A 12,632-nucleotide genomic window follows, 5' to 3' on the forward strand; every position below is an offset into this window, starting at 1 on the left:
GGTTACTCGCCGGCAATCTGAACGCGTTTGGTCATTGAAACGACCGGCACGCCGGCGCGGACGATTTCATAAATGCCGGTGTATTCCCCGGGCTTCCACCCCGCCTGCGGGCGGCGCAGACCGCTAAAACCGAACCACACCATATTGCTCTTCGACAGCACGGTTTCACTATTGTGCACCTCCGCCCGGTCGGGCCCGATGATGCGAATCCGCTGGGTATCGCCTTCAAGGATTCCGAAGCTATCGGCCCAAACGACGAGCGCCGGTGCGTCGACGGAGAGCGTTTCCTGCGCGTAGGCGCCGTCGCGTGCGGCATTGGCGTCTGGGCGTTGTGCGGCGAAGCCAACGATCAGGCCGCCCGAAGGACGGTAGTTCAGTTGCGCCAGAGCCGCCGGCGACCACAGCGGATGACGGTCATTTCCGCAGGTGAACGTGGTTGCCTCGCCGACGAATGGATCGAGCGATCGTCCGTTATGGCGGACGGCGAAGTGCACATGGGGATATTCGGTTTCACCCGACAGGCCGATGAATCCCAGTCGCTGGCCGGCGGAAACCCGTTCACCCGGTTTCACCGCGACACTGCCCCGGCGCAGGTGAGCGTACTGGGTCACCCAGCCATCGCCGTGATCGATGACGACGCCGTTGCCGGCTTCACGGCCTTTGATCGCCTCGGCGCCGATTTCCTTGACGCTGACGTCCGCCATCCCGTCACGGATCGCCTTGACCACGCCAGGCGCGGCCGCCAGGACGGCGACCCCGCGCTGCATCGCCGGGAAGTCAGGCAGGCGAAAATCAACGCCATCATGGCGGTCCTGGGTCAGCCGTCCGCAGGCGAAGTCCATCCGCCCCGGCCCAGGATCGAGGTCGAAGTACTTGTGAATGGCGCAGACTTGGCGCATGTCGCAGTCGATCGGCACCTCAAGAGAGGGCGGCGCCGCCGCGGCGGCCTTCAATGATATCAGAGCGGCAGCGATGGGTGACAGCAGACAAGCCGCGATAGCGGCGACGCGTATGAACCGCATGCGGTTTGCATCTCCGTTCGGGTTCACTTCGCCACATACGGCAGGAAGCGTCCGCTACGAAACATAGGACTGCTCCTAAGGGTCGACAACCAAATGGGTCCGATCGCCGCGGGAGCATCACCCGGAAAGATCACGCGTGCGCTCGACCAACAGATCGATCAGCGCACGCACCGGCGGCGACGGTGCGCGGGATGCCGGATAGACGGCCGTCATCTCGATCGGCGGTTGCGGCCAATCAGCGAGCACCTCGACGAGGCGCCCGTCCGCGAGGTCAGAAGCAACAACGAACCGGGGCAGGTTGCCGATTCCCTGACCACCACAGACGGCGTCGTGCACCACTTCGATGTGGTTCGCGCACAGGCGCCACGACACGTGCACGCTGACTTCGCCCCGCTCGCAACTGAACCGCCAAGTCGATAAACGTCGATCGACGACGACGCAGTCGTGCTGATCGAGATCGGCGGGCTGCCGTGGCTGCCCGCGTCGCGCGAGGTAGTCCGGCGCCGCGCAGACCACCCGGCTGAACGCGCCCAACCGACGCGACGCGAGTTCGGAATCGACGAGGGTGCCCATGCGGATTGCCAGATCGAAGCCGTCGCGGACGAGATTCACCCGCTCTTCGGTAAGATGGATCTCAACGCGCATGTCCGGGAAGCGCAAGAGGTAGGAGCAGACGATTCCGTGGAGCATCTCCTGCCCGAAGCCGACCGTCGTGGTGATCCGCACCAGGCCGCGTGGTGAGTCCGCGCGCTCCATCGCCTCGGCGTCGGCTGCCTGCGCCGCGGAAACGACGGCGAGACAGCGTTCATAATAAGCCTCGCCTGCCTCGGTCACACTGAAGCTGCGGGTGTTGCGGCGCAGGAGGGCGACGCCAAGTCGCCGCTCAAGCGCGGCAACATGGCGGCTGAGCGTCGATTTCGGCAGGCCAAGCGCCCGGGACGCCGCCGAGAAACCACCCGAACGCACGACTTCGACGAAAAGCGACATCCCGGTCAGATCGATCATCACGGCACCTGGATTGAGTCGTTCGGAATTGCTCCCGCGGGGAATGCGCCATGCTGGTTGACCCCAGAGATTGCCTGAGCGGGCGTTGCCAATGTGGAACAGCGGCGTTTCATCGTAAAGACTGTTCTGTGGCGTCAGCGCATCATACGTCCTCACGTGCAAGGCACGCGCCACGCTTCGGCGGCGCGCACGCGCCAGGGTAGGCTTTGGAGGAAGTAACGATGACCAAGGTTCTCGTGCTGTACTATTCGAGCTACGGCCACATCGAGACGATGGCTGAAGAGGTCGCCGCCGGCGTGCGCGAGGCGGGCGCCGAGGCAACGGTCAAGCGCGTGCCGGAACTGGTGCCGGAAGAGGCGGCGAAGAAGTCCGGATTCAAGCTCGATCAGGCCGCGCCGCTGGCCACGGTTGCCGAGCTTCCCGATTACGACGCCATCGTCTTCGGCACACCGACGCGGTTCGGCAACATGGCCTCGCAGATGAAGCAGTTCATCGATCAGGCGGGCGGCCTGTGGTTCCAGGACAAGCTGGTCGGCAAGGTCGGCTCCGTTTTTACGTCGACGGCGACCCAGCACGGAGGTCAGGAAAGCACGATCTTGTCATTTCACACCGTTCTGCTTCACCTCGGGTTCGTCATCGTGGGTCTGCCCTACTCCTTTAAGCCCCAGATGACGCTCGATGAAATCGTCGGGGGGGCGCCTTACGGGGCGACGACAATCGCCGGTGGCGACGGTTCGCGCCAACCCAGCGAGAACGAGCGTGCCGCCGCGCGCTTTCAGGGCCGTCACGTCGCCGAGATCGCGGCGAAACTCACCGCCTGATCGCGGCGACGCCGCCGCAGACCGGTCGCCATCGTCTGGAACTTCCGTTCCTCGGGCTCGTTTCCCCGTGCGATCCATCCGGTGTGCGGCCGCTCGCGATTCCTCGCATTCAGGTAATCGGTGGCGGCGCCCCCTTTTACGGGAGAGTGTCCGATGATCCGCCACACGCTTTTTGCCGCTGCAACCGTCATGGCGCTCGGAATCGCCGCGCCGGTGATGACGGCACCGGTCGCGATGGCCGCGCCGGCGGCCCAGATCCGCAACGACGCCGAGGCAGCGCTGACCCGGCTCTACAATCAGGACACCGCCGCGCGCGCGCTCGGACGAAAAGCCAAGGGCATCTTGGTGTTTCCAGAGGTCACCAAAGGCGGTGTCGGCATCGGCGGGTCTTACGGAGAGGGGGTGCTTTACGCCGGTGGCAAGGCGGTTGATTATTACAGCATCGGTTCCGGTTCGCTCGGATTGACGCTGGGCGCGCAATCGTTCTCGCAAGTCATCATGTTCATGACCGATGACGCGCTACGCGCCTTCCGTACGAGCAAGGGCTGGGAAGCGGGCGTCGACGGCTCGGTAGTTGCCATCAAGGACGGGGCCGCAGCATCCGCCGATACGACGACAATGGATGAGCCTGTCGTCGGGTTTATGTTCAATCAGACGGGTCTGATGTTTGATGCGTCTTTCGGTGGATCGAAATACACGCGAATCCGCCGTTAGAGGCCCGACGGGGCTGCCCCAGCGCGGGTCCAAGGCCCGCGGGCAGACCGTCGCACCCGGAGCCATAAGGTCAGGCGTGCGCTGGCCGGCCGTCTCCATAGCGGATGACGGTCGCCTTTTCGAGGGTGACGAGAACCGATCCCAGCAGCGTCTCAACCGCGTCGAGGAAATTCTGGATATGTTCGGCAGAATCGACGATCTCCACGATCATCGGCAAATCGACGGAAAGTTGCAGGATTTTTGCTGTGTGCAGCCGTGAGGCGTGACCAAACCCCATTGGTCCGCGCAGCACCGTCGCTCCGGCCAATCCCATCTCGCGCGCCTTGAGAACGAGCGCCTCGTAAAGCGGCTTGCCGTCGGCGCGGTCGTTCTCGCCGAGGAAGATGCGAAGCAGGACGGCTTCTTGTGGCGGTGTACGCATGGTCGGTCTTTCTTTAGCGATTGAGCGTCATGCCGGAGATGTAGCCAAGCCAGACGGCGATGAGACACAGTGCCAGCGACAAAGCGACATTCGCGCCGGCGAGCCACCATTGGCCGTCGCGGGCGAGAGTCAGTGTTTGCAGGCTAAAGGAAGAAAACGTTGTAAAGCCGCCAAACATGCCGACCAGGACAAATTGGCGCGCGGCGGGGCCGACAATGACGCGTCCGTCCGGTCCGGTTACGGTGGCGACGAGACCAATCAGAAAAGAGCCCAGGACGTTGACTGCCAGCGTACCCCAGGGAAAGGTTTCACCGACCGTTCGGGCGAGCAGGCCCGAGCACCAGAGTCGCAGGACACCCCCGATACCCGACCCGACGAAGACCCAAGCAGATAGCTGCAGCACAATCGCCTCAAGTTGCTTCCTGACGGTTGTCCGGTGACGCCCGTTCGGCGTTCCGAGCCGCCCGAACAGAATCATGTTTTTGCGCCGTTGCAAAGCGTGACGGATGGGTGGGTCTCACGGACGACGCGCTCCGCGGCGCTCTGGGGGTGCTGTCGCGCGCGAATTTCCGATGCTTTCATTTCGAGGCACGCCGGGGAATACTCATTTGGAGATGACGGAATAGGCAGACGGAAGGAAGATTCATGAAAGTCGCGTTTTCCGCGATCGAGTTGCCCGAGAACGGTGTCGTCGTCGTCGCCGTGCTCGCTGACCGCCAGCTCTCGCCGAGCGCCCAGCGCCTTGACGAGCGTCTTGGCGGCGGGCTCCGCCGGGCGATCGACGCGAGCCGCTTCAAGGGCAAGAAAGATCAGACGTTGACCATTCTCGCCCCCGGCGGATCGGGGCTGGCCCGTGTCGACCTGATCGGGCTCGGTGATCCGGCGGAACTCGACGTGCTGCGGTTGCAGGCGGCCGGCGCGCGCATCTATGCCGCACTGGCTGGGACTGGGCATCGCGAGGCGTTCGTCGCGGTTGACGCGATACCGGGATGCTCGATCGAAGCTGCCGAAATGGCCGCACAGATGGCTTTCGGTTCCGTCCTGCGCAGCTATCGATTTGACAAGTATTTAACCAAGGAGAGCGAAGACGAAAAGCCGAGTCTCGCTGATTTGACTTTTGTCTGCGACGATGATGCGCGCGCGACGTCGCTCTTTGCCTCGAAGTCCGTTCTTGCCGACGCGGTGTTTTTGACCCGCAACCTCGCCTCAGAACCGGCGAACGTCATCTTTCCTGAATCTTTCGCGGCTGAGGCGAAAAAACTCAGTGATGTCGGCGTCGACGTCGAGGTGTTGGGTGAGGCGCAGATGCGCGATCTCGGCATGGGGGCGCTTCTCGGTGTCGGCCAGGGCTCGGCGCGCGAATCGCAACTCGTGGTCATGCAGTGGTGGGGAGCAGGGCGCGCGACAGACGATGGAGCGGGCGATGCAGGCGCGGGCGCGCCCATCGCCTTCGTCGGCAAGGGCGTGACCTTTGATAGCGGCGGGATCTCGATCAAGCCGGCGGCCAATATGGAGGATATGAAGTGGGATATGGCTGGCGGTGCGGTCGTTGCCGGCCTGATGAAGGCGTTGGCCGGCCGCAAGGCAAAGGTGAACGCCATTGGCATTGTCGGGCTCGTCGAGAACATGCCATCGGGCACGGCGCAGCGGCCGGGTGATGTCGTCAAGTCGATGTCCGGCCAGACCATCGAGGTCATCAATACCGACGCCGAGGGGCGGCTCGTGCTCGCCGATGCGCTGTGGTACTGCAAGGAGCGATTCAAGCCGGCGTTCATCATCGACCTCGCGACGCTTACCGGTGCGATTATCATTGCGCTGGGCGATCTGCACGCGGGCTTGTTTTCGAACAATGATGAACTGGCGGCGCGGATCGGTGCCGCCGGTGCCGCAGTCGGAGAGCCGGTCTGGCGGATGCCGCTCGGCGACGAGTACGACAAGATGATCAAGTCGGACATCGCCGATATGAAGAACGTCGGCGGCAGTCGTGGCGGCGGTTCGATCACCGCGGCGCAGTTTCTCAAGCGCTACGTCGGGGAAGTGCCGTGGGCGCATCTCGATATCGCCGGCGTGGCCTGGGCGAAGAAGGATTCGGGCGTAACGCCAAAAGGCGGTAGCGGTTTCGGCGTACGTCTGCTCGATCGACTGGTCGCCGATCACTACGAGCAATCCTGACCACGGGCACCGTATTCGGGCGATGAGCGACGTCGCTTTCTATCATCTGCAACGCTCGCCGCTTGAGGACGCGTTACCCAAGCTGTTGGAGAAGACGCTGGCGGCGGGCAAGCGGGCGCTGGTGCTCGCCTCGTCGTCCGAACGGATCGAGGTGCTGGCGGTGCATCTCTGGACATACCAGCCGGACTCGTGGTTGCCGCACGGCACGGCGCAGGACGGCAGCCCGGAGGTGCAGCCGATCTGGCTTGCCACCCGCGACGAAAACGTCAACGGCGCCAGCTATCTGTTTTTGACGGACGGGGCAGACAGCACCACGGTCGCCGCTTTCGAGCGCTGCTTTGATCTTTTCGACGGTAACGATCCGGCCGCGGTGATCGCGGCCCGTAGCCGCTGGACGGCGCGCAAGGCAGAAGGCCACACGCTGACGTACTGGCAGCAGACGGAGCGTGGCGGGTGGGAGCGCAAGGCGTAAAAAAAGTTGGACAACGGACCATCGCGGAGAGCAACAGCGAGCGTTACCGGCACCCTTCTTCAGGGGTCGTCCAGTTAACGACCTGCGGTAGCGAAGGTGGAGGGGCGGCGGTTCGCTGCCGCCCGCCGCTGCTGCATGTCGGGGCCGCGTCGACGGATTCTATGATATAGGAGAGTCCCGACGGACGATCCCTATCGGCAGGAAAACCGATGAACCCTGGCGAGGACACGGCTTTTCCCCCGCCCGAGCACGACCACAACCGCTGCCGCACCGATTTGATGCGGCAAGCGGAGGTGCGTTGCGAGGCGAGGCATGTTCGGCTGACCGATCAGCGTCGCCGGGTGTTCGCCATCGTCGCCGCCGAGCACAAGGCTATCGGCGCCTACGATATTCTCGCCCAGTTGGCCCAGCGCGGGCGTCCGCCAGCGCCGGTGTCGGTCTATCGGGCGCTCGAATTTCTGGTCGAGAATGGGCTGGTTCATCGGGTCGAGAGCCTCAACGCATATGTTGCCTGCGCGCGCAACGACGTTCGCCATCGGGCGCAATTTCTTGTCTGCAAGAAATGCCGCACCGTTGCCGAGATTCATTCGCCACTGATCGAGGACGCGATCGCGGCCGGGGCGCAAGCCGCCGGATTCGTCCCGCACGCGCAGATCGTCGAGGTGGCCGGGTTGTGCCGCATCTGCGCGGAGTAGAACGGATAAGACTTCCCGATCGTTGAGCATCGCGGACCGATTCGTCATCTGCGACGAAGGTCTTCCCGACTTTGCTTGCCCGTCGGCGGTTCAAACGTCGGCGCGGTCGCGTCGGCGCAAGACGAAGATGGCGCTTTTCGCCGCGCTTGAAGCGCTGCGCTTGCATGAATGCCGTGGATGACTTGTCCGCGACCGCCCTTTGCGTTATGAACGGCATGGGGGCACATGCTCGCGGACGCCAGATATCGTGTGTTGGCGTATGCAGAGTTGGCGAGCGATCGCGATCTCTGATCCTTCGGTCAACGCCGAAAACGAGGAGCGTCGAGGAATGGCCGGCGAGCCGATCAACCCGCTGCGCGCAGCGGTCAGGGAATGTCGGATCGGTACGATCTATCTGGCGCTGTTCAGCGCCTGCATCAACGTTCTGATCCTGACCTCACCGATTTACATGATGCAGGTCTACGACCGCGTCCTCGCCAGCGGCAAGATCGAAACACTGATCTTCCTGACCCTGATCGCTGGCATCGCCGTGCTCGTCCTCGGCCTGCTGGAGATGGTGCGCAACCGACTGATGGCGCGCATCGGCCAATGGTTCGAGCGGCGGATGTCGCCGGACCTGATCGCCGCCAGCATGCGGGCCGCGATGCTCGGCGCGGCGGCAAACGCGCAAGCTCTGCGCGACCTCATTCAGGTTCGCGCCTTCCTCGGTGGTCCAGGCTCGACGACGATCTTCGATGCGCCGTGGACACCGATATTTCTGGCTGTCATCTGGCTCATGCACCCCGTCCTCGGCATGGTCGGGCTCGGCTCCGCGGTCGTTCTGTTCGGTCTTGCGATCCTGAACGAGTATGTCTCCCGCAAGCCGCTGAAACAGGCGGCGATGCTCTCGATCGTCAATACGCAGTCCGCCGACCAGGCCATCCGCAATGCCGATGCTTTTCATGCGATGGGGATGTTGCCCGGCTTTCTCGTCGGCTGGATGGCCCGCAACGAGCGTGCCCTCGGCTTTCAACTCGACGCCGCCGATTGGAACGCCACGCTTGTCGGACTTTCAAAGTTTTCGCGCATCTTCGTTCAGATCCTGATCCTTGCCGTCGGTGCCTTTCTCGTCATCCGCGGTGAAATGACCTCCGGCGGCATGATCGCCGGCTCGATCCTGCTGGGTCGGGCTCTCGCGCCGGTCGAACAGGCCATCAGCGCCTGGAAAGGCATGATCGCCGCGCGCGACGCCTACGACCGGCTCAACCGACTGTTCGAGAAAGTTCCGCCGCCGCCGCAGGTCATGACCTTGCCGCCGCCGACCGGCGTGCTGTCTTGCGAGCAGCTCGTTTTCGTTCCGCGCGGTCGCGACAAGCCGGTGTTGAACGGCGTAACGTTTTCCGTCGACGCCGGCGACGCGCTTGGCATCATTGGTCCGTCGGCAGCCGGCAAGTCGACGCTCTGCAAGATCCTTGTCGGATCGTGGCAACCGACTCGCGGTCAAGCCCGGCTTGACGGCGCCGACGTCTTTACCTGGCCGTCGGAAAACCTCGGCCCCTACATCGGATATCTCCCGCAGGACGTCGAACTGTTCGGCGGCACCGTCAAGGACAACATCGCGCGCCTCATTCCCGATGCCGACAGCGAGGCTGTCGTCGAGGCGGCACGAACCGCCGGCGTCCATGAAATCATCCTGCGGCTGCCGAAAGGATATGAGACCGAAATCGGCGAGAGCGGCTCGCACCTGTCAGGCGGTCAGCGCCAGCGGATCGGACTCGCGCGCGCGCTATACGGCAAGCCGCGCCTGATTGTCCTCGACGAGCCGAACGCCAGTCTCGATACCGAAGGCGAGGAGAGCCTCATGAACGCGATGTCGCTCGCCAAGAAATGGGGAGCGACCGTCATCATTGTCGCTCATCAACCGCGCATCCTGCGCGGGGTGGATAAGCTGCTGTTGCTCCGTGATGGCCGTAGCGAAATGTTCGGCCCGCGCGATGAAGTGCTGGCCAAGTTGATGCCGCAGCGTGTTGGTTCGGACAACCGGCCGCGCGCCGTCAAGGCGGTCAGCCCGGCACCCGGATCTCCTGCGCAGGTCTCGACGCCCATCGTGACCGGCGCATCCGGCGCCCCGACCACCGCTTCGCCGGCACAAGCGGCGCAGGGCGGTGCCGCGAAGTGAGGCGTCTGCGCGAGATTATGGAGAAGATGCGATGAGCGGTGAGGTCCAGGTGCGGGCGGAGACCTTGCCCGTTGTCCCTTCGGCTCCGGCTCACTTGCCTGTACTGCCAGCGCTGCCACCGTTGCGGCGTGAGATGCGCGGGCCGTTACGGTTCGGGCTCGCCATCATCTTTGCGTTTTTCGTCGTCGGCGGCGGCTGGGCAGCGATGGCGCCGATCTCCGGTGCGGCAATCGCCCCCGGCTCGATCAGCCCGGAAAGCAGCCGCCAGAAGATTCAGCACCTCGAAGGCGGCATCATTCGCGAAATCCGCGTCAAGGAAGGCGATAAAGTCCAGGCGGGAGACGTGCTGGTGGTTCTCGCCGGCGTCGGCGCCGAGGCGGAAGCGGGTCAGCTCACCAAGCGGCTGCAGTCATTGGCCGCGACCGAAGCGCGCCTGGACGCGGAGCGCACCAACAGCAAGGCGATCGACTTCAGTCATCCGTCGTTGAGCGATCGCAGCGATCCTGACGTTCAAGACGCCATCCAGCAGCAGGTCAACCAGTTCACCGCCCGCAAGGAGAATGACCAAAGCCAGCAGGCGATCCTGGCGCAGCGGGTTGCCCAGTTACAACAGCAGATCGTCGGCGCGGAAAAGCAACTCGTCAGCGTCCGCCGGCAGAACGAGCTAATTCACGAGGAGATCGTCGTCGTCAAGGACATGTACGAAAAAGGCTACGAAAAGAAGTCGCGCTTGCTCGCCTTGCAAAGGACCGAGGCCGATCTTTTGGGCCAGGAAGGTCAACTCCTCTCACAAGTCGCGCGTTCGAAAGAGCAGATCGGCGAGACCGAACTTCAGGTCGCCAACGTCAAGATCAAGCGTAAGGAAGACATCGACCAGCAGTTGTCCGAAACGCAGGCGAGGCGGTTCGAGACTGAGCAGCAACTCAAAGAAGCGCTCGATCGCATGGCGCGCTCGACGATCATGGCACCGGTCTCGGGGACGGTGCTCGACGTCAAGTTCAAGACCACGGGCGGTGTCATTCGCCCGGGTGAAGAGGTCATGACCATCGTTCCGGACAAGGATAATCTGGTCATCGACGCCAAGGTTTCGACCCACGATATCGACGATGTGCACGCCGGCCAGCACGCGTACGTCATATTTCCGAGTTTCTCACAGCGCAATCTTCACCGGATTGATGCGCGGGTGCGTTTTGTCTCCGCCGACGCCTTCGAGGACGAGCGCACGCAGCAGCACTATTACACGGCGAAGATCGAGATCGACCGCGAACAGCTCAAGCGCCTCGATCCAAACGTCGAACTCACGCCGGGAATGCCGGCGGAGGCGTTCATTACGACCAAGGATCGCACGCTCCTCGATTACATTATCCAGCCATACATGCTGGTGATCGAGCATAGCTTCCGCGAACGTTGAGCGTCGGCTGTCCGGGCATCAACCCGGACTCAATCGTGTCTGGCGGCCAATTCCCGTTAGCAGGAGTTAAGGCGACCGAAGATGGCGGGGCGACGAGCGCCCCGCCCCTGCGCCGCCGCTAGCCGAAGTAAAAGTCTGAGCCGTCGATCGATCCGGCGGAAACGTGTTCGAGGATGATCGTTCCCGAGCCGGAGAGCACGACATACGTGTCCGCGCCGTGCTGATAGATGTTCAGATCGTTGACTGAATCGGCCCTGCCGCCGTACCCGGCGAACTGCAGATGATCGCCGTTACCGAAGTCGGTGATGGTGTCGGTTCCGAAGCCATCCCTGTATCGGAAGGTATCGTTACCGCCCAGGCCGCTGAGGGTGTCATTGCCGCCGGCGCCTTCGAGCACGTTGGCGCCCGGATCACCCTTGATGTTGTCGGCAGAGTTTGTGCCAATCAGGTTTTCGATGTTGATCAACAGGTCGTGCGAGCCATCGCGAAGTTGCGCCGTTCCACCCCACAGGTCGAAATTGCCGCCGGCTCCGATGTTGCGATAATCGGCGGTGTCACGCCCCTCGCTGCCATCAATGGTATCATTTCCGGTACCACCGTTGAGGTAGTCGTCGCCTTGATAGCCAAGCAGGCTATCGTTGCCGGCTTGGCCGTAGAGCGAATCGGCGTCCGAGGCGTTATCGCCGTCGCCGCCGGAAACGAGGTCGTCGCCGTTACCGCCGAAGCAAATATCACGCCCGGCGCCACCGGCAATGAAGTCGTTCCCATTCCCGCCGCGCACGCTGTCGTTACCTGGTCCCGCCCAGATACTGTCGTTGCCGTCGCCAGCGAAAATCGTATCGTTGTATGTGCCCGGAAGCGATTCGTCATCGCCGTCGCCGATCATCGAATCGTTGCCGGCGTGGCCGTACAGCACATCGTCCCCCTGCTGGCCTTCGACTTTGTCGTCCCCCGCACCGCCCAGTAGCAGATCGTTGTCGGTCCCGGCGTAGAGCGTATCGTTTCCTGCCTCGCCATAGAGGGTGTCGCTGCCGCCATCGCCAAGGATCGTATCGTTTCCGCCCCCGCCGTGCATTACGTCGCGGCCGTCCTCGCCCATGATGCTGTCGTCGCCGCCCTCGCCGAAAACGCGGTCGTCGCCCGCCTGGGCATTGATCCAATCGTTGCCGTTGCCGCCGTAAACGGTGTCCTGATCGGCGCCGCCGCCGATCTTGTCGTTGCCGTTGCCACCGTAAATCAGATCGTTGCCTTCATTCCCCTCGATGCTGTCGTTGTCCCAGGTCCCGCCGGCGGCCGAGGGGGCGCCATAGATCGTATCGTTTCCGCCATAACCCGGAATCCAGTCCGACGAATTGCTGCCGACGATCACTTCACTCGCATTCGCACCATAAAAGTTCATCCGAGATCTCCAAGAGCGACGCCGCATTTCCGCCAACGCTGGGAGTCTTTCCGGTAGGAAGCTCGGATGATCGAGGCAAACCTCCGGCTATCTGCGTTTACTGCAGGCAAGTTAGACAGTTACTGCGTGTTGTTGTTCTCAGAAATGCGACACTAAAATTACGCTCGCAATTAAACTGCGTGCGCTTCTGATAACGCTCATTAAGCGTTGCTTTGTGGCATAAATTCGATCGATCAAACGCTCAAAGGAATATTTCTTAATTTTGACCGATATGGCAATTAATATGCCATCTAAGCAATAATCTCTCTTTGGCATTTGCACGCAGTGGGCGTAAAATTCACC

General features: G+C 62.7%; 12 protein-coding genes. 7 read left to right on the forward strand and 5 right to left on the reverse strand.

Annotation, left to right across the window (positions count from 1 at the left end; translation table 11 throughout):
• Positions 1 to 2 precede the first annotated feature (2 nt).
• Both IPK66_12430 and IPK66_12435 read right to left on the reverse strand, forming a co-directional pair.
• The gene (locus IPK66_12430; protein ID MBK8176028.1) at positions 3 to 1,022 is read right to left on the reverse strand and encodes a M23 family metallopeptidase; all 1,020 of its coding nucleotides are present in this window, start codon (positions 1,020 to 1,022) and stop codon (positions 3 to 5) included.
• A gap of 117 nt (positions 1,023 to 1,139) precedes the next feature.
• On the reverse strand, positions 1,140 to 2,183 hold the full coding sequence (locus IPK66_12435) for a LysR family transcriptional regulator (GenBank protein ID MBK8176029.1): 1,044 nt from the start codon (positions 2,181 to 2,183) through the stop codon (positions 1,140 to 1,142).
• Between the two features lie 65 nt (positions 2,184 to 2,248).
• On the opposite strand from IPK66_12435, the gene wrbA reads away from it, so the two are divergent.
• Together wrbA and IPK66_12445 are read left to right on the forward strand one after the other, a co-directional pair.
• Positions 2,249 to 2,848 carry an NAD(P)H:quinone oxidoreductase gene (gene wrbA, locus IPK66_12440; protein MBK8176030.1) on the forward strand — a complete coding sequence of 200 codons (600 nt, stop codon included), beginning with the start codon at positions 2,249 to 2,251 and terminating at the stop codon, positions 2,846 to 2,848.
• A gap of 153 nt (positions 2,849 to 3,001) precedes the next feature.
• Positions 3,002 to 3,562, forward strand: a complete 561-nt coding sequence (locus tag IPK66_12445; protein MBK8176031.1) for a hypothetical protein — start codon at positions 3,002 to 3,004, stop codon at positions 3,560 to 3,562.
• 70 nt (positions 3,563 to 3,632) lie between these two features.
• Here IPK66_12445 and IPK66_12450 read toward each other — a convergent pair whose 3' ends face one another.
• Both IPK66_12450 and crcB read right to left on the reverse strand, forming a co-directional pair.
• Complete coding sequence (locus IPK66_12450; GenBank protein MBK8176032.1) at positions 3,633 to 3,983, reverse strand: DUF190 domain-containing protein; 351 nt, start codon at positions 3,981 to 3,983, stop codon at positions 3,633 to 3,635.
• A 13-nt stretch (positions 3,984 to 3,996) separates the two neighbouring features.
• A complete protein-coding gene (crcB, locus tag IPK66_12455; protein MBK8176033.1) occupies positions 3,997 to 4,461 on the reverse strand; it encodes a fluoride efflux transporter CrcB in 465 nt (154 codons plus the stop codon).
• A gap of 167 nt (positions 4,462 to 4,628) precedes the next feature.
• Between crcB and IPK66_12460 the strand changes: the two genes are divergently transcribed.
• The 5 genes from IPK66_12460 (at position 4,629) to IPK66_12480 (ending at position 10,891) form a co-directional block, all read left to right on the forward strand.
• Positions 4,629 to 6,155, forward strand: coding sequence for a leucyl aminopeptidase (locus IPK66_12460; protein ID MBK8176034.1), 1,527 nt, complete (start codon positions 4,629 to 4,631; stop codon positions 6,153 to 6,155).
• Between the two features lie 22 nt (positions 6,156 to 6,177).
• Positions 6,178 to 6,627 carry a DNA polymerase III subunit chi gene (locus IPK66_12465; protein ID MBK8176035.1) on the forward strand — a complete coding sequence of 150 codons (450 nt, stop codon included), beginning with the start codon at positions 6,178 to 6,180 and terminating at the stop codon, positions 6,625 to 6,627.
• Between the two features lie 209 nt (positions 6,628 to 6,836).
• Positions 6,837 to 7,322: a transcriptional repressor gene (locus tag IPK66_12470; GenBank protein ID MBK8176036.1), complete on the forward strand. Its 486-nt coding sequence runs from the start codon at positions 6,837 to 6,839 to the stop codon at positions 7,320 to 7,322.
• A 328-nt stretch (positions 7,323 to 7,650) separates the two neighbouring features.
• Positions 7,651 to 9,480, forward strand: coding sequence for a type I secretion system permease/ATPase (locus IPK66_12475; protein ID MBK8176037.1), 1,830 nt, complete (start codon positions 7,651 to 7,653; stop codon positions 9,478 to 9,480).
• A gap of 31 nt (positions 9,481 to 9,511) precedes the next feature.
• The gene (locus IPK66_12480; protein ID MBK8176038.1) at positions 9,512 to 10,891 is read left to right on the forward strand and encodes an HlyD family type I secretion periplasmic adaptor subunit; all 1,380 of its coding nucleotides are present in this window, start codon (positions 9,512 to 9,514) and stop codon (positions 10,889 to 10,891) included.
• Positions 10,892 to 11,009: 118 nt separating this feature from the next.
• On the opposite strand, the gene IPK66_12485 is transcribed toward IPK66_12480, so the two are convergent.
• Complete coding sequence (locus IPK66_12485) at positions 11,010 to 12,290, reverse strand: calcium-binding protein (protein MBK8176039.1); 1,281 nt, start codon at positions 12,288 to 12,290, stop codon at positions 11,010 to 11,012.
• Positions 12,291 to 12,632: the final 342 nt, after the last annotated feature.

This window comes from Rhodospirillales bacterium, from assembly GCA_016712595.1.
In the GTDB taxonomy this organism is placed as follows: Bacteria; Pseudomonadota; Alphaproteobacteria; order Rhodospirillales; family Defluviicoccaceae; genus Defluviicoccus.